The 16,917-nt window shown below is 70.4% G+C and carries 22 protein-coding genes and 1 other RNA gene; 9 read left to right on the plus strand and 14 right to left on the minus strand.

Features of this window, described 5'->3' with window-relative positions:
- Positions 1-3: 3 nt before the first annotated feature.
- The 3 genes from BW996_RS00945 to BW996_RS00955 all read right to left on the minus strand — a co-directional run bounded on the left by BW996_RS00945 (position 4) and on the right by BW996_RS00955 (position 2,116).
- Positions 4-723, minus strand: a complete 720-nt coding sequence (locus BW996_RS00945) for a DUF599 domain-containing protein (protein WP_037479191.1) — start codon at positions 721-723, stop codon at positions 4-6.
- A 52-nt stretch (positions 724-775) separates the two neighbouring features.
- A complete protein-coding gene (locus BW996_RS00950) occupies positions 776-1,336 on the minus strand; it encodes a flavodoxin family protein (RefSeq protein ID WP_037479188.1) in 561 nt (186 codons plus the stop codon).
- 66 nt (positions 1,337-1,402) lie between these two features.
- Positions 1,403-2,116 carry a pirin family protein gene (locus BW996_RS00955; RefSeq protein ID WP_037479186.1) on the minus strand — a complete coding sequence of 238 codons (714 nt, stop codon included), beginning with the start codon at positions 2,114-2,116 and terminating at the stop codon, positions 1,403-1,405.
- A 112-nt stretch (positions 2,117-2,228) separates the two neighbouring features.
- On the opposite strand from BW996_RS00955, the gene BW996_RS00960 reads away from it, so the two are divergent.
- From BW996_RS00960 to BW996_RS00970, 3 genes are all read left to right on the plus strand, one after another.
- Complete coding sequence (locus BW996_RS00960) at positions 2,229-3,197, plus strand: LysR substrate-binding domain-containing protein (RefSeq protein WP_037479183.1); 969 nt, start codon at positions 2,229-2,231, stop codon at positions 3,195-3,197.
- Entirely contained in the window at positions 3,194-4,114 is a 921-nt protein-coding gene (gene gluQRS / locus BW996_RS00965; protein ID WP_037479180.1) for a tRNA glutamyl-Q(34) synthetase GluQRS, read from the plus strand. The genes BW996_RS00960 and gluQRS overlap by 4 nt, the downstream gene beginning before the upstream one ends.
- Positions 4,115-4,198: 84 nt before the next feature.
- The gene (locus tag BW996_RS00970) at positions 4,199-4,555 is read left to right on the plus strand and encodes an FKBP-type peptidyl-prolyl cis-trans isomerase (RefSeq protein WP_037479177.1); all 357 of its coding nucleotides are present in this window, start codon (positions 4,199-4,201) and stop codon (positions 4,553-4,555) included.
- Positions 4,556-4,714: 159 nt separating this feature from the next.
- On the opposite strand, the gene BW996_RS21565 is transcribed toward BW996_RS00970, so the two are convergent.
- The 3 genes from BW996_RS21565 to BW996_RS00985 all read right to left on the minus strand — a co-directional run bounded on the left by BW996_RS21565 (position 4,715) and on the right by BW996_RS00985 (position 6,358).
- Positions 4,715-5,272: a protein phosphatase CheZ gene (locus BW996_RS21565; protein WP_051631653.1), complete on the minus strand. Its 558-nt coding sequence runs from the start codon at positions 5,270-5,272 to the stop codon at positions 4,715-4,717.
- Between the two features lie 268 nt (positions 5,273-5,540).
- Positions 5,541-5,762 carry an anti-sigma factor family protein gene (locus tag BW996_RS00980; RefSeq protein WP_037479174.1) on the minus strand — a complete coding sequence of 74 codons (222 nt, stop codon included), beginning with the start codon at positions 5,760-5,762 and terminating at the stop codon, positions 5,541-5,543.
- 26 nt (positions 5,763-5,788) lie between these two features.
- A complete protein-coding gene (locus BW996_RS00985; protein WP_037479171.1) occupies positions 5,789-6,358 on the minus strand; it encodes a sigma-70 family RNA polymerase sigma factor in 570 nt (189 codons plus the stop codon).
- A 135-nt stretch (positions 6,359-6,493) separates the two neighbouring features.
- Between BW996_RS00985 and BW996_RS00990 the strand changes: the two genes are divergently transcribed.
- The 4 genes from BW996_RS00990 to BW996_RS01005 are packed head-to-tail and all read left to right on the plus strand — an operon-like array spanning position 6,494 to position 9,008.
- A complete protein-coding gene (locus BW996_RS00990; protein ID WP_037479168.1) occupies positions 6,494-6,775 on the plus strand; it encodes a BufA1 family periplasmic bufferin-type metallophore in 282 nt (93 codons plus the stop codon).
- Positions 6,776-6,780: 5 nt separating this feature from the next.
- Positions 6,781-7,683 carry an MbnB/TglH/ChrH family RiPP precursor modification enzyme gene (locus BW996_RS00995; protein WP_037479165.1) on the plus strand — a complete coding sequence of 301 codons (903 nt, stop codon included), beginning with the start codon at positions 6,781-6,783 and terminating at the stop codon, positions 7,681-7,683.
- Positions 7,680-8,519 (plus strand): HvfC/BufC N-terminal domain-containing protein, encoded by an 840-nt coding sequence (locus BW996_RS01000; protein ID WP_037479162.1) that lies wholly within the window; start codon positions 7,680-7,682, stop codon positions 8,517-8,519. Before BW996_RS00995 ends, BW996_RS01000 begins: the two co-directional genes overlap by 4 nt.
- Positions 8,520-8,537: 18 nt before the next feature.
- Positions 8,538-9,008, plus strand: coding sequence for a DoxX family membrane protein (locus tag BW996_RS01005; protein ID WP_051631666.1), 471 nt, complete (start codon positions 8,538-8,540; stop codon positions 9,006-9,008).
- On the opposite strand, the gene BW996_RS01010 is transcribed toward BW996_RS01005, so the two are convergent.
- Together BW996_RS01010 and BW996_RS01015 are read right to left on the minus strand one after the other, a co-directional pair.
- Complete coding sequence (locus BW996_RS01010) at positions 8,999-9,340, minus strand: hypothetical protein (protein ID WP_037479159.1); 342 nt, start codon at positions 9,338-9,340, stop codon at positions 8,999-9,001. The two genes, BW996_RS01005 and BW996_RS01010, sit on opposite strands and share 10 nt — an antisense overlap.
- Before the next feature lie 42 nt (positions 9,341-9,382).
- Positions 9,383-10,423 carry a quinone-dependent dihydroorotate dehydrogenase gene (locus tag BW996_RS01015; RefSeq protein WP_037479156.1) on the minus strand — a complete coding sequence of 347 codons (1,041 nt, stop codon included), beginning with the start codon at positions 10,421-10,423 and terminating at the stop codon, positions 9,383-9,385.
- A gap of 51 nt (positions 10,424-10,474) precedes the next feature.
- Between BW996_RS01015 and rpiA the strand changes: the two genes are divergently transcribed.
- Positions 10,475-11,137 carry a ribose-5-phosphate isomerase RpiA gene (gene rpiA, locus BW996_RS01020; RefSeq protein WP_037479153.1) on the plus strand — a complete coding sequence of 221 codons (663 nt, stop codon included), beginning with the start codon at positions 10,475-10,477 and terminating at the stop codon, positions 11,135-11,137.
- Between the two features lie 19 nt (positions 11,138-11,156).
- Here rpiA and BW996_RS01025 read toward each other — a convergent pair whose 3' ends face one another.
- Positions 11,157-11,864 carry a response regulator transcription factor gene (locus tag BW996_RS01025; RefSeq protein ID WP_037479151.1) on the minus strand — a complete coding sequence of 236 codons (708 nt, stop codon included), beginning with the start codon at positions 11,862-11,864 and terminating at the stop codon, positions 11,157-11,159.
- Positions 11,861-13,459: a sensor histidine kinase gene (locus tag BW996_RS01030; protein WP_037479148.1), complete on the minus strand. Its 1,599-nt coding sequence runs from the start codon at positions 13,457-13,459 to the stop codon at positions 11,861-11,863. Before BW996_RS01030 ends, BW996_RS01025 begins: the two co-directional genes overlap by 4 nt.
- 162 nt (positions 13,460-13,621) lie before the next feature.
- Here BW996_RS01030 and BW996_RS01035 point away from each other — a divergent pair, with 162 nt between their 5' ends.
- Positions 13,622-14,194, plus strand: a complete 573-nt coding sequence (locus BW996_RS01035; RefSeq protein ID WP_037479144.1) for a metal-independent carbonic anhydrase family protein — start codon at positions 13,622-13,624, stop codon at positions 14,192-14,194.
- Positions 14,195-14,261: 67 nt separating this feature from the next.
- Here BW996_RS01035 and ssrA read toward each other — a convergent pair.
- The 4 genes from ssrA to ompA form a co-directional block, all read right to left on the minus strand.
- Positions 14,262-14,633, minus strand: a transfer-messenger RNA (tmRNA) gene (gene ssrA, locus BW996_RS01040).
- Between the two features lie 27 nt (positions 14,634-14,660).
- Entirely contained in the window at positions 14,661-15,305 is a 645-nt protein-coding gene (locus BW996_RS01045; RefSeq protein ID WP_241461848.1) for an HAD family hydrolase, read from the minus strand.
- Positions 15,306-15,331: 26 nt separating this feature from the next.
- Positions 15,332-16,039, minus strand: a complete 708-nt coding sequence (ubiG, locus tag BW996_RS01050) for a bifunctional 2-polyprenyl-6-hydroxyphenol methylase/3-demethylubiquinol 3-O-methyltransferase UbiG (RefSeq protein WP_081837992.1) — start codon at positions 16,037-16,039, stop codon at positions 15,332-15,334.
- Between the two features lie 80 nt (positions 16,040-16,119).
- Positions 16,120-16,788 (minus strand): outer membrane protein OmpA, encoded by a 669-nt coding sequence (gene ompA / locus BW996_RS01055; protein WP_037479135.1) that lies wholly within the window; start codon positions 16,786-16,788, stop codon positions 16,120-16,122.
- Positions 16,789-16,917: the final 129 nt, after the last annotated feature.

A 16,917-nucleotide genomic window follows, 5' to 3' on the forward strand; every position in this document is an offset into this window, starting at 1 on the left:
GGATCACATCGGCTCGTTGAGCAGCGACAGCACGTCGGAGTGGAACTCGCGGCGGTAGAGCACCCAGATCACCGCCAGCGTGCCCACCACCATCGCCAGCGGCGACAGGAACCACAGCACCGCGGCGAAGCTCATGTAGACCGCGCGCAGGCCGTCGTTGAAGGTCTCGGCGCCCAGGCCCATGACCCGGCCGGCGCGCTCGGCATAGCGCCGGCGCAGCTGGGTGTCCTCGGCACGCTCGAAATCCTTGGGCGAGGGCGCCGAGCCGATCAGCAGCGCGCCGAAGCTGTACTGGCGCATCGACCAGGTGAAGCGGAAGAAAGCATGCACGAAGATGCCGGTCAGCACCAGCAGCTTCAGGTCAAGCACCAGCATCGAGGTGCGCGCGGCGAAGGGCAGCTCCTGCACCATTTCCGCCGTCTTGTCGGTGGCGCCCACCGCCGCGATCAGACCGCCGATGATGAAGATGGTGGTCGAGGCGAAGAAGCTCGGGCTGGTGGCCATGCTCTGCGACACGGCTGCATCGACGATGCGGTTGTCGCGGAAGGTGGTCTGCAGCATCCACTCCTGGCGGATGCGATTGGTGCTGGCCAGCACCGAGGGGCGGCGCACCGCGCGGGCCTTGGCGAACCGCACATAGCCCACCCAGCCGGCGAAGAACACCCCCAGCGCCAGCCAGTCGGCCAGCGGCAGCACCTGAATCACGCGCAGCAGGAAATCCATGGCGCGACTTTACCGGCTGCGGCGCCCAGGCGCGCCGCCAGCCGGTCGGGCATCAGGCCAGGCGGGCGGCAGCGGCAGCGACGCGTGCGCCGAAGGCTCGCGCGGTGGCCAGGTCGCCCGGCACCATCTCGTCGACGCTGGCGTCCGACGGGGTGGCGGTCATCAGGCCGGCGGACATGCCCAGGTTGTTCAGGTCGTCGCGGGTCGAGGCCTTGGTGTTGGCGGGCATCATGCCGGCGCCCACCCACAGCATGCCGTGCTGCATCGCCAGCGTGGTCAGGTAGGACATCGTGGTGTGCTTGTCGCCGTACAGCGAGGCCGAGTTGGTGAAGCCGGCAGCCAGCTTGTCCTGCCACTTGCGGGTGAACCAGGCCTTGCTCGAGGCATCGGCGAACTTCTTGAACTGCCAGCTGACCATGCCCATGTAGGTCGGCGAGCCGAACACGATGGCGTCGGCGGCGTCGAGCTGCTCCCAGCCGCCCTCGGGCAGGTTGCCCTCGGCGTCGATGGCCAGCAGGCTCGCGCCCGCGCCAGCCCCTTCGGCGACGGCGGCGGCGACCTTGGCGGTGTGGCCGTAGCCGCTGTGGTGGACGATGACGATCTTCTTGCTCATGGCGGGGTTCCTTTCAGAGAGGGGAACGGGGTGGGGGAGAAGAAAAGACAAAGGGACCGGGGCGGTTCAGGGCTGCAGTTCGAACACCAGCACCTCGGCGTCCTGGCCGTCGTGCAGGCTCAGCACGGTCTCGCCGTCGATCGCCAGCGCGTCGCCGGTGTTCAGCGCCTGGCCGCTTGCCGTCAGCCGGCCGCGTGCCAGGTGCACATAGGCCTTGCGGGCCGGGTCGAGCGTCAGCTCGGCGCGCTCGGCCGGGCCGTCGAAGCGGCCGATGTGCAGCCGCACGTCGGCGTTGAGGGCGACGGCCGCCTGCGCGGCCTCGGCGCTGCCGGCCGGGGCGCCGACCAGGCGCAGCCGCCCGCGCAGCTCGGCGTCGTCGATCGTGTGCTGGTCGTAGCTCGGCGGCAGCCCGGCCTGGCTCGGCAGCATCCAGATCTGCAGCAGGTGCGCGACCTCGATGCCGTGGTTCATCTCGCTGTGGCGCACGCCGGTGCCGGCGCTCATGCGCTGGGCCTCGCCGGGACGGAGGGTCGCGCCGTTGCCCAGGCTGTCGCGGTGGCTGAGCTCGCCGCCGAGCATCCAGGTGAAGATTTCCATGTCGCGGTGGCCGTGCGTGCCGAAGCCGCGGTGACCGGCCACCCAGTCCTCGTTGATGACGCGCAGATTGCCCCAACCCATGCGGCTCGGGTCGAAGTAGTCGGCGAAGGAGAAGCTGTGGTAGCTCTCCAGCCAGCCGTGGTGGGCGTGGCCGCGCTTGGCGGAGGGGCGGAACTCGATCATGGCGAACTCTCTTTCTGTGCCCTCATGGTCGCCCGGCCGCGGCGTCTGTGGGTGGCGTGGCGATGATGGCATCATTCAAATAGATTGAATTGAACTTCCGGGAGCCCACCCCATGCCCGAGCGCCGCCGCGCCCTGACCCCTGATGCCCTCGAGATGATGGACACCATCGCCCGCACCGGCAGCTTCGCCGCGGCTGCGCGCGAGCTGGGCAAGGTGCCCTCGGCGCTGACCTACAGCGTGCGCCAGCTCGAGGAGTCGCTCGACGTGCTGCTGTTCGACCGCAGCTCGCGCCAGGCGCAGCTCACCGCCGCCGGCGAGGAGCTGCTGCGCGAGGGCCGGCGGCTGCTGCAGCAGATCGACGCGGTGGCGCACCGGGTGCAGCGCGTGGCCACCGGCTGGGAGCCCTCGCTGACGATCGCGGTCGACAACATCCTGGCGCCGCGTGCGGTGTTCGACCTGATCGAGGCCTTCCTGTCGCTGCGCTGCTCCGATCAGGCCGAGGCCGGCCCGCTGCCCACCCGACTGAAGCTGCGCACCGAGGTGATGACCGGCACGCTGGAGGCGCTCTCCAGCGGCCAGGCCGATCTGGCCATCGGCGTGCCGGTGACGGGCGGCCTGCCGCAAGGCCTGCGCTCCGAGCTGATCGGCCGGCTGCCGATGCTGATGGCGGTGGCGCCGCACCATCCGCTGGCCGAGGCGAGCGAGCCGCTGTCGGCGCAGACGCTGGCGCAGCACCGCGTCATCGCCATCGCCGACACCGCCCAGCGCATGGACCGGCTCACCACCGGCATCCTGCCCGGGCAGGACGTGCTGACGGTGCCCTCGCTGGTGGCCAAGCTGGAGGCGCAGATCCGCGGCCTGGGCTGCGGGCGGCTGCCCGAGCCGCTGCTGCGCCCGCATGTCGAGGCCGGGCGGCTGGTGGTCAAGCACACCGAGTCGCCGCCCACGGTGGTCGAGCTGCACTATGTCTGGCGCGATGCGCCGGGCCGGGGCCGCGCGCTCGGCTGGTGGCTCGAGCAGCTCGGCAGCGACATCACGCGCCGGGCGCTGCTGGAGCAGCATGCGGGGCTGATCCTGTGAGCGTGCGCCCCGGCGAGCTCTATGTCGGCCGTTTTGCGCCATCGCCGACCGGCTGGCTGCATGCCGGCTCGATGGTCGCGGCGCTGGCCTCGTGGCTGGACGCGCGCGCGCATGGCGGGCGCTGGCTGGTGCGCATCGAGGATGTGGACGGCCCGCGCTGCATCGCCGGCGCCGAAGACGCGATCCTGCGCCAGCTCGCCGACTGCGGGCTGCATCCTGATGCGCCGCCGCTGCGCCAGTCCGATTGCGGCGCGCTCTACGCGCAGGCGCTGGAGCGGCTGCAGGCGGCCGGCCTGGCCTACGGCTGCCGCTGCACGCGACGCGAGATCGCGCAGGCGCTGCAGGCGCGCGGCCTGGACCGCGAGCGCCACGGCGATCTGGTCTATCCCGGCACCTGCCGGCCCGGCGGGCCGCAGCCGGTGCCGTGGCTTGAGGCCCGGGCGGTGCGGCTGCTGACCTGCGCCGACGATGGGTGCGACACCGTCATCGACTGGCAGGACCGTCGCCTGGGGCGACAGCGCCAGAACGTCAGCCGGGAGGTCGGCGACTTCGTGCTGCGCCGCGCCGACGGGCTGTGGGCCTACCAGCTCGCGGTGGTGGTCGACGATGCGGCGCAGGGCGTGACCGACATCGTTCGCGGCGAGGATCTGGCCGACAACACGCCGCGCCAGATCCTGCTGCGCCGCCATCTCGGCCTGCCGCAGCCGCGCCACCTGCACACGCCGCTGGTGCTGGCCGCCGACGGCCAGAAGTTGTCGAAGCAGAACGGCGCCGCGCCGGTCGACACCGGCCGTCCGGCCGAGGTGCTGACCGCCGCCGCGCGTGCGCTGGGTCTGGATCTGGCCGAGGGACTGAGCGCCGACGCGGTGCGCGCCGAGGCGCTTCGGCAGTGGCGCCTGCGGCTGGAGCGGGAGTGATGCGGATGCGGCCGGCCGCGGCTGGTGGCATCATCGCGGCCTTTTCTATCAGTTCACCCCCCACACACAAGAAAGGCTGATCTCATGATCACCACCGCTTCCGGTCTGCAGTACGAAGACACCGTCGAGGGCAACGGCGAGCTGGCGGTCGCCGGCCGCCAGGTCAGCGTCCACTACACCGGCTGGCTGCACGATCCGGCGCAGCCGAACGGCCGCGGTCGCAAGTTCGACTCCAGCAAGGACCGTGGCCAGCCCTTCCGCTTCGGCCTGGGCGCCGGCATGGTCATCCAGGGCTGGGACGAGGGCGTGCAGGGCATGAAGGTCGGCGGCACCCGCGTGCTGGTGATCCCGCCGAACCTGGGCTATGGCGCCCGCGGCGCCGGCGGCGTCATCCCGCCGAACGCGACGCTGGTGTTCGAGGTGGATTTCCTCGGGTATTGATTGCGCGAGTTGCCTCTCTGCGCATGCCAGGGCGCTCCCGAAGGGGAGCGCCCTTGTTGTTTGGGCATGCAAAACAGACGCCAGCCCTCCTGAAGAAGGGCCGGCGTCAAGTCGGAGACGACAGGGAGAAAACGAGAGAAAGCGGGAACGTAGGCGGGCTCAGAAGCCCAGCGAGGCCAGCAGGTCGTCCACGTCGTCCTGCTTCATCGCCTTGTCGGGCGTCTGCGGGCCCTCGAGCTTGGCTGCAGGCTCGACCTTCGGTGGCGGGGTGTGGCTGACCAGCAGCTCCAGCAGCTGCTTCTCGGTGCGGGTGATGATCTTGATGACCTTGTTGATCACCTGACCGGACAGGTCCTGGAAGTCCTGCGCCATCATGATGTCGTTGAGCGCGTCCTGCTGGAGGCTGGCCACCTCGACCGAGCGCTCGGCAAACGCCTTGAGCTGGTCGGGCGGCGGATTGGCAGTCAGCAGCGCGCGCCCCTGCTCCACCAGCGAGGTGCATTCCGGCTTGGCCATGTCGACCAGGGTCAGCACCCGGTCTGCCGCCTGCTCGGTCATGGCGCCGACATAGGCCAGTCGCTCGCGTGCGTCAGGGATTTCCTGGGTGACCTCGTGCAGAACGGCGTCATAGCCGAGTGCCTGCAGGGCGTCATGGAGCTGTCGGACGATGCCGCCGAGCTGCTGGCGGGTTTCGTCGGGCATCAGGTTCTGGCTCATTCGGAATCGACTCCTCGTGTGCACGTCGGTGGCATCGCCTGACAGGGCGCAGGGCTGCGGACGCGATGGTGCCGGGCGGGCATGGGGAGGATGTCGGACAGCATCGCGGGCAACTTGAGCGGCCATCTCAGGGCGGGGCGCGGTCAATGGGAATTCGTGGCGAATGACATCCGCCCTAGCCGGGTGGTGCCGTGATTGCGCCGTGTCGCGGGCGTGCCGTCCCGTGCAAAAGAGGGGTGAACAGGGGGCTTCTTTCGGTGCTGCGGCCTCATTCAGCCGGCTTGCTCTCCTGAGGCTCGGCATGGCGGCGCCAGCTGCCCATGGCCTCGCGCATCAGCTCGACCTGGCGGCCGAAGCGGGCGCAACCGGCGCACATCCGCCAGTGCAGCCGCACCCCGGCGCGCTCGAGCAGCCGGAGCTGGCGGTCCTCGCCCTCGAGCACCAGGCGGGTGGTTTCCTTGCAGTCGGGCAGCAGCGGCATCTTGCGCATGAGGGTGTCCGTCAGGGAAAAGGGGCTCAGCGTCCGGCTGCGGGCGCGAACCAGTGGATCTGCAGGCACTCGCGCAGCCGCAGCCGCGCGCGGTGCAGCAGCACGAACAGATTGGTCGCGCTGACGCCGGTTTCCTTGCAGATTTCTTCGGTCTCGAGTTCCAGCCACTCGCGCATCAGGAAGATTCGGCCCTGCTGGCCGGGCAGACGCTCGATGCAGGCGTCGAGCACCGTCAGGAACTGGCGCTGCTGCAGCGCCGGGCCGGGCTGGCCCCAGTCGGCGGGCATCTCGCGCCAGTGGCCGTCCGGGTGGAAGAGCAGCTCGTCGAGGTCCTGCGATTCGTCCGCATCATCGCGCGAGGGCAGGGCGAACTCGCGGCGGTGGCGGCGGATCTGGTCGATGACCTTGTGCTTGAGGATGCCCACCAGCCAGGTCTTGAGCTGCGAGCCGCCCTGGAAGGCCTGCGGCCGCTCCAGCGCCGCCAGCACCGTCTCGGACACCGCGTCCTCCGCCCAGATGTCCTGGCGCAGCTGGTGGCGGGCATAGCGCAGCAGCTCGGGGCGCAGGCCCTGGACTCGGGTGGCGAAGTCGCTCATGAGATCGCTCATCGAAGGGGGCACCGAAAAAAAGATGGGCGCAGTGTAAGGACCGCAGCCCCTGGCGCGACAGAGTCAGGTCGATCCCGACGTTTCACCCTTCCGAGCATCTTTGAGCCTTTCGAGGAGTCCTTCATGAGCACCACCACCCGCCTGATCCTGTCGTCCGCCCTGGCCTCCGTGATGGCCGCCGGCCTGGTCGCGCCTGCCGCGGCGCAGTCCAAGGAGAAGTGCTACGGCATCGCCAAGGCCGGCCAGAACGACTGCGGCAATCTCTCCGGCACGCACTCCTGCGCCGGCCAGAGCAAGATGGACAACGCGCCCGACGAATGGAAGTACGTCGCCAAGGGCACCTGCAAGGACCTCAAGGGCATGACGGCCGACGAGGCCCGGGCCGCGATGGCGATGAAGAAGTAAGCCCGATGACGCGCACCGCATCGCCCCCCGCCGCCGGCATCGGTCTGCGTGCCCCGCACCTTGCCGAGGTGCGGACCCGCCAGCCTGAGCTCGGCTTTCTCGAAGTCCACAGCGAGAATTTCTTCGCCGAGGGTGGTGCGGCGCGCGCCGCGCTGCTGGGCCTGCGCGCCGACCAGGCGATCAGCCTGCACGGCATCGGTCTGTCGCTGGGCAGCGCCACCGGGCTGGACGCCGAGCATCTGGAGCGCCTGGCGGCGCTGGTGGCGGCGGTCGAGCCGGTGCGGGTGTCGGATCACGCCAGCTTCGCCCGGGTCGATCCGGGGCGTGGCCGGCCGGTCTGGCATGGCGCGGACCTGCTGCCGGTGGCCTTCACGCGGGGGGCGCTGGCGGTGATGGTCGCCAATGTGCAGCGCGTGCAGGAGCGGCTCGGCCGGCCGCTGCTGGTCGAGAACCTGAGCGCCTGCCTGGCCTGGGCCGACGACACGATGGCCGAGGCCGACTTTCTCGCCGAGCTGGCGCGGTGCAGCGGCTGCGGCCTGCTGCTCGATGTCAACAACCTGGTGGTCAACGCGCTGAACGCGCAGCCGGCAGGCACGCCGGCGGCAGCGGCCGATGCCGAGGCCAGCCGCCGGGCCTGCGTCTGGATCGACCGCCTGGCCGGCGCCGCCCCGGCCGGTGCGGTCGGCGAGATCCATCTGGCCGGCTACACGGTGGACGACGACGGCCTGGTCGTCGACGACCACGGCAGCCGCGTGCATGCGCCGGTCTGGCCGGTCTACCGCCACGCGATCCGGCACTTTGGCGCCGTGCCGACGCTGATCGAATGGGACACCGACCTGCCGGCGCTCGACGTGCTGCTGGACGAGGCGGCGCGGGCGGATGCGGCGATGCAGGAGGTGCTGGCATGAATCCGGCCGACGACGAGGCCATCCGCCGCGAGCGGCTGCGCCAGATGCTGCTGATGGATGCGCTGCGCCGGCGCGATGTGCGCGGCGTGGCCGGCTGGCTGCGGCCGCTGGCGCGCGCGAACGCCGCACGCGGGCTGGTCGCCTATGCCGCCAATGCGGACGAGCACGCCGCGCGGGCGCTGGCGGCGCGCTACCCGACGGTGCAGGCGCTGCTCGGCGAGGACACCTTCGCGCAGGTCGCGGCGCGCCACTGGCGCGAGGCGCCGTCGTCCTGCGGCGATCTGGCGCGCTGGGGCGAACGGCTGCCGGCGGCGCTGGCCGACGACGAGCGGCTGGTCGATCTGCCGTATCTGGCCGAGGTGGCTCGGCTGGACGATGCGGTGGCGCAGGCCGCGGCGGCCGCCGATGCCGACGCGCCCCGGCCCGACACGCTGCTGCGCCTGGCCGACACCGACGCGCAGCAGCTGGTGCTGCGCGCGGCGCCCGGGCTGGCGCTGCTGGAGGGCCGCCATCCGGCCGGCTCGATCTGGCGGGCGCACCAGGCACCGGCGGTGCACGGCCAGTCCGATGCCTGGGCCGAGGCCCGCGCGGCGCTGGCCGAAGGCCGCGGCGAGGCGGTGATCGTCTGGCGCCAGGGCTGGGCGGTGCGGGTGGCGGTCGTCGCGCCGGCCGTGGCCGCCTTCGTCCGATCCGCCTTGCTTGAGGCCCGGCCGCTGGCCGAGGCGCTGGAGCGTGCGGGCGATGCCTTCGATTTCGCCGCCTGGCTGGCGCCGGCGGTGGCCGACGGCCTGGTGCTGCGGCTGGATCTGCGCGGCCCTGTTCCTGAGTTTCCCTGAATTTCCGGAGTGACCGAGATGATCCGACCCGATGCCCTGCTGCCCGCGCCGCTGCGGCGTGCCCATGCCGCCTTCGTCACGCTGGCCGAGGCGCTGCAGCCGCTGGCGCAGCTCGCCGCACGGCTGTTCGTCGCGCAGGTGTTCTTTCTGGCCGGCCTGACCAAGCTGCGCGACTGGGAGACGACGCTGCTGCTGTTCACCGAGGAATACCGCGTGCCGCTGCTGTCGCCCGCGGTCGCTGCGGTGCTGGGCACCGCCGGCGAGGTGCTGCTGCCGGTGCTGCTGGTGCTCGGGCTGGGCGGACGGGTGGCGGCGTTGGGGCTGTCGGTGGTGAATGTCGTGGCGGTGCTGAGCGTGCCGGAGATGCCCGAGCCCGCCTTCATGCTGCATGTGTTCTGGGGCAGCCTGCTGGCCGGGCTGGTGCTGTGGGGGCCGGGGCGCTGGTCGGTGGATGGTGGCGGACGGGCGTCCGCCCGCGCTCAGGACTGAGGACCGATGCGACCCTGACCCGCAACGACTTCCCGGGCCTGAACCTCGACGATGTCCTCGGGGGCCGCCGCCGCCGGGCCCTGCGAGGATCGCGCCGACCAGCCGCCGGCGAAGCCGCGGGCCTGGGCGCGTTCGCGCATCTGGCGCTGCACCCGCCAGATGTCGGCCACCAGCGGCCGGCGTCCACGCAGCAGGCTCCAGAGCGTGAAGCCGAGCGCGGCGATCGCCCCGGCCAGCAGCAGGCTGAAGAAGAACACCGCCCCGGCGGCGACCAGGAACAGTCGCACGACAAGGCGGAACAGGCGGCCGAGGGCTTCGGAGGGTGTGTTCATGGTCGGATTGGAGCGATTCCAGGCGCGCCGGTTCCCTGCCTTTCAGCGGCTGCGCATCGCCCGGGCGCATTCGCCCGCCAGCGCCGGGCCGCGGTAGATGAGGCCGGTGTAGACCTGCACCAGATCGGCGCCGGCGCGCAGCTTGGCCTGCGCGTCGGCGCCGCTCAGCACGCCGCCGACGCCGATGATCGGATAGCCCGCGCCCAGCTCGGCGCGCAGCTGCGCGATCACCCGGTTGCTGGACTCGAACACCGGCCGCCCCGACAGGCCGCCGGTCTCCTCGGCGTGCTTGAGGCCCTTGACCGCGTCGCGGCCGATGGTGGTGTTGGTGGCGATCACGCCGTCGATGCCGTTGTTCTTCAGCGTCGCGGCGATGACCTTGACCTGCGCCTCGTCCAGGTCGGGCGCGATCTTGACGAACATCGGCGCGTTGCGGCCGTGCTGGCGCGCGAGCTGCTGCCGGCGTTCCTGCAGCCGCGACAGCAGCGCGTCGAGCGCCTCGTCGCTCTGCAGCGCGCGCAGGTTCTTGGTGTTCGGGCTGGAGATGTTGACCGTCACGTAGTCGGCGTGCGGATAGACGCCGTCGAGCGCGATCAGGTAGTCGTCGACCGCGTTCTCGATCGGTGTCGCCGCGTTCTTGCCGATGTTCAGGCCGAGGATGCCGCCGTTGCGGCGGAAGCTCGTCGCGCGCCTGACGTTGTCCAGGAAGCTGTCGAGGCCCTCGTTGTTGAAGCCCAGGCGGTTGATCAGCGCGTCGGCCTCGGGCAGGCGGAACATGCGCGGCTTGGGGTTGCCGGGCTGGCCCTTCGGCGTGACGGTGCCGACCTCGATGAAGCCGAAGCCCATCGCGCCCAGGCCGTCGATGCAGCGGCCGTTCTTGTCGAGACCAGCGGCCAGGCCGATGCGGTTCGGGAACTTCAGGCCGGCGACGCTGACCGGGTCGCTGACGCGCGAATGGGCCCACAGGCACTGCAGCGGCGTGTTCTGGAAGCGCGCGATCGCGTCGAGCGTCAGTTCGTGGGCAGCCTCCGGGTCGAGGCCGAACAGGAAGGGGCGGGTGAGGGCGTAGGGGACGAGGGCCATAATCGTGAATTGTCCCCGATCGCAACCTCTCTCTCCTCGAAGATTCCTCCCATGACCCAGGACGAACTCAAGACCCTCGTCGGCCAGGCGGCCGTGCAGCATGTGCCCGCGGGCGCCATCGTCGGCGTCGGCACCGGCTCGACCGTCAACAAGTTCATCGACGCGCTGGCCTCCATCAAGGACCAGATCCGCGGTGCGGTGTCGAGCTCGGTGGCGTCGACCGAGCGCCTGAAGGCGCTGGGCATCCCGGTGCTGGAGGCCTCGGAGGTCGAGTCGCTGCCGGTCTACATCGACGGCGCCGACGAGATCGACGCTGCCGGCAACATGATCAAGGGCGGCGGCGCGGCGCTGACGCGCGAGAAGATCGTCGCCGACCTGGCCGAGCGCTTCATCTGCATCGCCGACGAGAGCAAGCTGGTCGAGGTGATGGGCAACTTCCCGCTGCCGGTCGAGGTGATCCCGATGGCCGCGGCGCAGGTCGCACGCCGCCTGAAGGCCCAGTACGGCGGCGACGCCACGCTGCGTGCGGGCTGCGTCACCGACAACGGCTGCCACATCCTGGACGTGCGCGGCCTGAAGATCACCGATCCGGCCGCGATGGAGGCCGACGTCAGCCAGTGGCCGGGCGTGGTCACGGTGGGCATCTTCGCCCGCAACAAGGCCAGCGTCTGCCTGCTCGGCACGTCGGAAGGCGTGCGCACGCTGACCTTCTGACCTTCAGGCGCGCCGCGCCTCAGGCCGGCGCCTCCAGCCGGTAGCCCAGGCCGCGCACCGTGTGGATCAGCGCCTGGGCGTGGCCCTCGTCGATCTTGGCGCGCAGTCGGCGGATGTAGACGTCGACGACATTCGTCAGCGGATCCTCGCTGGCGCCCCAGACATTGGCGAGGATGCGCTCGCGGCTGAACAGCCGCCCCGGCGCGCTCATCATCAGCTCCAGCAGCGCCAGTTCACGCGCGGTCAGCGCCAGAGGCTGACCGGCGCGGCTGGCCTGCATGCGTTCGCGGTCGAACACCAGGTCGGCCACCACCAGCTGGCTCGGCATCGCCGGCGTCCAGTCGCGGCCGCGCCGCGCCAGCGATTCCAGCCGCGCCAGCAGCTCCTCGAAGTCGAAGGGCTTGGCCAGGTAGTCGTCGGCGCCGAGCCGCAGCCCGGCGACCCGGTCCTCGACCGCGCCGAGCGCCGACAGCATCAGGATCGGCAGCGCCGCGCCTTGCGCGCGCAGTGTCTGGCAGATCTCCAGCCCGCCGATGCCCGGCAGCATCAGGTCCAGGATCAGTACCACCGGCGCGCCGCCGGCGGCCACTTCGCGTGCGGCCTGGCGGGCGGCCTCCAGGCCCTGCGGCCCGGTGCTGGCCAGCTCGACCCGGTGGCCCTCGGCGCGCAGGCCGCGACCCAGGAAGTCGGCGATGCGCGGATCGTCCTCGATGATCAGGATGTTCATGCGGTGTCCTGGGGCTGTGCTGCAAGGCGGGGCAGTGTCAGCACCGCACGGGTGCCGGCGTCATTGCTGTGAAGCTCGAGCTGTCCGCCGTGCGCGCGTGCCAGCGCGCGCGCGATCGACAGCCCCAGGCCGCTGCCGTCGGGGCTGTGCCTGCGCGCCTGCGCACCGCGGAAATGGCGGTCGAACACCTGCGGCAGCTCATGCACCGGAATGCCGATGCCCTGGTCGTGCACGGTCACCCGCAGATCGGTCGGTTCGGCCTCGAGGGTGATGTCGACCCGGTCGCCGGCGCGCGAGTAGCGTGTGGCGTTGTCCAGCAGCACGCCCAGCAGCTGGCGCAGCCGCAGCGGATCGCCCGCGACCAGATGGTGGCCGGTGCGCTCTGGCGGCTCGCCCAGCCGCACGCCCTGACGGGCCGCGAGCACGCCGGCCTGGGCGAGTGCCTCGGCGGCGAGCTCGTCCAGATCGACCGGCTCGCGCACCAGCGAGAGCGAGTCGATGTCGCTGCGCGCCATCGCCAGCAGGTCGTCGATGACCGCACCGAGCTGGCGCGCGGTGCTGACGATGCGCGACAGCGCCTCCTTGTATTCGCTGGCGGGCTTGTCTCGTCCGCGCAGGGTGATCTCGGCTTCGCCGCGAATGACGGTGGTGGGCGTGCGCAGCTCGTGGCTGATGTCGGCGAAGAGCCGGCGGCGCTGCGCGTCGGCCTGGTGCAGCGAGGCCAGCGCATCGGCCAGCTCGCGGGTGCGGGTGTCGACCTGCACCTCGAGTCGCTGGCGCTGCGCCGACTCGCGCTCGCGGTGCTGCTCGAGCTCGGCCGCCAGCGCATTGACGCTGCCGGCCACCTCGGCGAACTCGTCCTGGCCGGTCAGCGCGATGCGGTGGCCGAGCCGGCCTGCCTGCAGCGCCCGTGCGCCTTCGCTGAGCTGCTGCAGCGGGCGGTGCAGCGCACGGCCGAAATGCAGGGCCACGGCCATCGCGCTGACCGAGACAATCGCCGCGGCGCCCAGCCACAGCCAGCGGACCCAGGCCAGCGTGACGTCGGCGGCCGCCCGCTCGCGTTGCACGGCGGCGGTCTCGCGGGCGATGTTCTCGGCGATCAGCCGTCGCACGTCATGGCCCTGGGGCATGTCGAACACCCGGGACAGCGCCGCCCAGGCCTGCGGGGCGTCTGCGCCCGGCTCCAGCGGACGCACCCGGTCGACCGCCTGCGCCAGGGCGGCCAGGCTGCGTTCCAGCACCACCAGCGTCTCGCGCCGGCGCAGGTGCTCCTCGCGGGCCTCGGCGCTGCCGTCGAGCTCGATGGCCTGCTGCGTCAGCACCTTCAGCCGCTGCAGCGTGCCCTGCATGGCCGCGAGCAGCTCGGCCCGTGCGCCGCTGTCGGCATGCGCCCCCTGCTGCATCTGCGCGACCCAGGTGCGCAGGCGCTGCTTCTGCGCCGAGAGCTGGATGAAGCCGGTGGCGATGTCGCTGGCCACCCGTCCGCGCAGCACCTGGCGTTCGGTGACGGCCAGCGAGGCGGCGGCCAGCAGCGCAGCCAGCGCCATCACCAGCGCGAACAGAGCCAGGACCAGGGTGATGCGACGACGGAACATCGGCCGATTGTCTCCGCGCCGGCCCAGGGGTGCTGCGGTTCATCTGGCGTTCATCTTTCGGTCAGGGGCTGCTCATGCCGCGATCACGGCAGGTTCAGGGCGTTCCGATGCAATGGCTGCATTGCCACTGTCGCGATGAGCGCGAGACACGGAGAACCGACCATGAAGATCATTTCCGCCCTGACCGCCTCCCTGGCCGTCCTGACGATGGGCAGCATTCCGCTGGCGGCGAGCGCCCAGGCTGTCGTGGTCAACCAGGCCATCACCGAAGCCGAGGTGCTCTCGGCCCAGAAGGCCTGGTGCCAGGCGCTGGTCGACATCAGCAGCACCCATGCCCGCGACGGCCAGCCGGCCGCCAAGGCGCTGGCCGAGAAGGTGATCGACGCCGCCTACGGCTACCAGATGGGCGCGGTGCTGTTCAAGCCGACGCTGACGGTCAATCCGCAGACCTTCCGCACCACCCGTGCCGGCGCGCTGGCCTACTTTGTCGGCGGCGACACCGCTTTCCCGAAGGACAGCGGCTTCGCGCTGAAGGGCTGGACCCGCTGCGAGCCGGTCAATGCCGCGGTCTTCATCGCCGGCGACAGCGCCACCACCATGGGCAAGGTCCACATCACCGGCAAGGACGGCAAGGTCACCACCGTCGACAAGACCTGGAAGTTCGTCAAGGACGACGCCGGCCGCCTGCGCATCGTCGTGCATCACTCGTCGCTGGAACACGTCGCGGCGAACTGAGTTCGGGCTTCTGCGAGCGCAAAAGAACAAAGGGCCCGGAGGTTGTCCGGGCCCTTGTCGTTGCAGCTGGTGGAGCCGGGGGGAATTGAACCCCCGTCCGCAAGCCATCCTCAGGCAGTTCTACATGCGTAGTTCTCTGATTTGAGTCTCGCGCGCCAAGCGGGCAGGAACACCCTCTTGGACACGCCAGTCACGAGATCTCGACCTGAACCGTGTGACCCGGCTCAGATCCAGCCAATGTGAATGACCTCTCAGCCCTTGACCTTGCGATCTCAGGCCCGGCCCATCGGCCAACCGTTGAGAGGCTCACCGGTGTTAAGCGGCGAGGGCGAAACGTTCGTCGTTCGCAGTTACTTTGTTTCCAGTGGTTTTACGAGCGAACTGGTGCTCGGCATGCCCTGCTCCGATTCCGCACCCACGTCGAAACCAGGTCGGCCCCTGAACCCGTCATCTTAGCATCATCTACTCAGTGGCCGAGCTGAAGCGCCTCGATCAGCCTGGCCGGCGTGCGGGCGAGATGGTCCGCGCCCCAGGCCTCGATCGGCTCGCCGTCGCCCAGATAGCCCCAGGCAGCGGCCACCGTGCCCATGCCTGCGGCCTGGCCGGCCTGGATGTCGCGCAGATCGTCGCCGACATAAAGGCAGTGCGCCGGATCGACCGACAGACGGCGCGCGGCCTCCAGCAGCGGATCGGGGAAGGGCTTGGCGCGTGCGGTGGTGTCGCCGCAGACCAGCACCCGGCTGCGCGTGGCCAGACCGGTGCCGGCGACGACCGGCTCGGCGAAGCGGCTGTGCTTGTTGGTGACGATGCCCCAGGGCAGGGCGGCGGCGTCCAGCGCATCGAGCACTGGCGCCATCGCGTCGAACACCCGTGTCAGCCGGGTCAGACGGGTGGCGTAGATCGCCAGATACTCGTCCTTCAGCGCCTCGAAGTCCGCATCCTCCTGCGCGGTGCCCAGCGCCACCCGCAGCATGCCGCGGGCACCGGTGCCAGTCAGCGGCCGGAAGACCTCCAGCGGCAGCGGCGGCAGACCGCGGCGCGCGCGCAGATCATTGCCCGCGCCGCCGAGATCCAGTGCACTGTCGACCAGGGTGCCGTCAAGATCGAACAAGACCGCATGGACAGGACGACCGCGACTCACTGTGCTTCCTTGCGGCAGGCGATCATGTAGTTGACGCTGGTGTCGCCGCTGAGCCAGTAGCGGCGGGTCAGCGGGTTGTATTCCAGGCCGCGGGTGTGCTGCAGGTCCAGGCCGCAGTGGCGGCACCAGGAGGCCAGCTCGCTGGGCCGGATGAACTTGGCGTACTCGTGGGTGCCGCGTGGCAGCAGGTTCAGCACGTACTCGGCGCCGACGATCGCGAACAGGAAGGACTTCGGGTTGCGGTTCAGCGTCGACAGGAAGACCCAGCCGCCCGGGCGCACCAGCTTCGCGCAGGCCTCGACGATCGCGCCGGGATCGGGCACATGCTCGATCATCTCCATGCAGGTCACGACATCGAAGCGCCTCGGCATCTCGGCGGCCAGGGCCTCGGCGGCGATCTCGCGGTACTGCACGTTCTGCAGGCCGGCCTCCATCGCGTGCAGCTGGGCGACCTTCAGCGAGCGTTCAGCCAGATCGACGCCCAGCACCTGCGCGCCGCGTCGGGCCATCGCCTCGCTGAGGATGCCGCCACCGCAGCCGACATCGACGACCTGACGGCCTTCGAGCGAGCCTGCGCACTGCTCGATCCACTCGAGCCGCAGCGGGTTGATCTGATGGAGCGGGCGAAACTCGCTCTCCGGGTCCCACCACTTGTGGGCCAGCTCGCTGAACTTGGCGAGTTCCTTGGGGTCGGCGTTCTGCATCATCCGGCGATGGTAGCGAAATCGGACAGGCAAGAAAAAACCCCGCCGGGGCGGGGTTCTCGGAGCGAGCAGCGAGCTGCTTACTTGGCGCGGGTACCGACGACCTCGATTTCCACGCGGCGGTTCTTCGCGCGGCCTTCGTCGGTCTTGTTGTCGGCGACGGGCTGCTTCTCGCCCTTGCCTTCGGTGTAGACGCGGTTGGCTTCGATGCCCTTGCCGACCAGATACTTCTTGACGGCTTCGGCGCGGCGCAGCGACAGCTTCTGGTTGTAGGCGTCAGAGCCACGGCTGTCGGTGTGACCGACGGCGATGATGACTTCCAGGTTCACGCCCTTGACCTTGCTGACCAGGTCGTCGAGCTTGGCGCCGGCGTCCTTCTTCAGGACAGCCTTGTCGAAGTCGAAGAACGCGTCGGCGGCGAAGGTGACCTTCTCGCTGACCGGAGCGGCCGGGACGGGGACCGGAGCGGGCTTCGGAGCCGGAGCTGCCGGGACGACGGCCGGAGCCGGGGCCGGAGCGGGGGCCGGAGCCGGAGCGGGCTTCGGAGCCGGAACGCCGTCGCAGCCCTGCACGCCGGTCTGCGGCGTCCAGTTGGCATCACGCCAGCACAGTTCGTTCGTGCCGTTCTTCAGCACGGTGCCATCGGCAGCGCGCCAGTTGTCGACGGCGCCAGAGGTCGAGCCACCGGTCGCACAGGCGGCGAGAGCGGCCGACGCGAACAGCAGTGCAACCTTGTTGAGTTTGTTCATGGTTCTCCTCTCGAGAAAAGCCGCAGATCGGGCTGCAGAATGCAGAAAAGACGGCGGCCCATGCTTGCCGATGAGAGCGCGGCACCAGGGACCGACAAATTCATTGTGCCATATGCGGTTTGTCGCCCT

Source organism: Sphaerotilus natans, assembly GCF_900156335.1.
GTDB classification, from domain to species: Bacteria; Pseudomonadota; Gammaproteobacteria; order Burkholderiales; family Burkholderiaceae_C; genus Sphaerotilus; species Sphaerotilus natans.

Bases quoted from the DNA above. Each gene is read 5' to 3' on its own strand.
- BW996_RS00945 (WP_037479191.1), bottom strand. From the start codon at position 723: ATGGATTTCCTGCTGCGCGTGATTCAGGTGCTGCCGCTGGCCGACTGG.
- BW996_RS00950 (WP_037479188.1), bottom strand. From the start codon at position 1,336: ATGAGCAAGAAGATCGTCATCGTCCACCACAGCGGCTACGGCCACACC.
- BW996_RS00955 (WP_037479186.1), bottom strand. From the start codon at position 2,116: ATGATCGAGTTCCGCCCCTCCGCCAAGCGCGGCCACGCCCACCACGGC.
- BW996_RS00960 (WP_037479183.1), top strand. From the start codon at position 2,229: ATGCCCGAGCGCCGCCGCGCCCTGACCCCTGATGCCCTCGAGATGATG.
- BW996_RS00970 (WP_037479177.1), top strand. From the start codon at position 4,199: ATGATCACCACCGCTTCCGGTCTGCAGTACGAAGACACCGTCGAGGGC.
- BW996_RS21565 (WP_051631653.1), bottom strand. From the start codon at position 5,272: ATGAGCCAGAACCTGATGCCCGACGAAACCCGCCAGCAGCTCGGCGGC.
- BW996_RS00980 (WP_037479174.1), bottom strand. From the start codon at position 5,762: ATGCGCAAGATGCCGCTGCTGCCCGACTGCAAGGAAACCACCCGCCTG.
- BW996_RS00985 (WP_037479171.1), bottom strand. From the start codon at position 6,358: ATGAGCGACTTCGCCACCCGAGTCCAGGGCCTGCGCCCCGAGCTGCTG.
- BW996_RS00990 (WP_037479168.1), top strand. From the start codon at position 6,494: ATGAGCACCACCACCCGCCTGATCCTGTCGTCCGCCCTGGCCTCCGTG.
- BW996_RS00995 (WP_037479165.1), top strand. From the start codon at position 6,781: ATGACGCGCACCGCATCGCCCCCCGCCGCCGGCATCGGTCTGCGTGCC.
- BW996_RS01000 (WP_037479162.1), top strand. From the start codon at position 7,680: ATGAATCCGGCCGACGACGAGGCCATCCGCCGCGAGCGGCTGCGCCAG.
- BW996_RS01005 (WP_051631666.1), top strand. From the start codon at position 8,538: ATGATCCGACCCGATGCCCTGCTGCCCGCGCCGCTGCGGCGTGCCCAT.
- BW996_RS01010 (WP_037479159.1), bottom strand. From the start codon at position 9,340: ATGAACACACCCTCCGAAGCCCTCGGCCGCCTGTTCCGCCTTGTCGTG.
- BW996_RS01015 (WP_037479156.1), bottom strand. From the start codon at position 10,423: ATGGCCCTCGTCCCCTACGCCCTCACCCGCCCCTTCCTGTTCGGCCTC.
- rpiA (WP_037479153.1), top strand. From the start codon at position 10,475: ATGACCCAGGACGAACTCAAGACCCTCGTCGGCCAGGCGGCCGTGCAG.
- BW996_RS01025 (WP_037479151.1), bottom strand. From the start codon at position 11,864: ATGAACATCCTGATCATCGAGGACGATCCGCGCATCGCCGACTTCCTG.
- BW996_RS01030 (WP_037479148.1), bottom strand. From the start codon at position 13,459: ATGTTCCGTCGTCGCATCACCCTGGTCCTGGCTCTGTTCGCGCTGGTG.
- BW996_RS01035 (WP_037479144.1), top strand. From the start codon at position 13,622: ATGAAGATCATTTCCGCCCTGACCGCCTCCCTGGCCGTCCTGACGATG.
- ubiG (WP_081837992.1), bottom strand. From the start codon at position 16,039: ATGCAGAACGCCGACCCCAAGGAACTCGCCAAGTTCAGCGAGCTGGCC.
- ompA (WP_037479135.1), bottom strand. From the start codon at position 16,788: ATGAACAAACTCAACAAGGTTGCACTGCTGTTCGCGTCGGCCGCTCTC.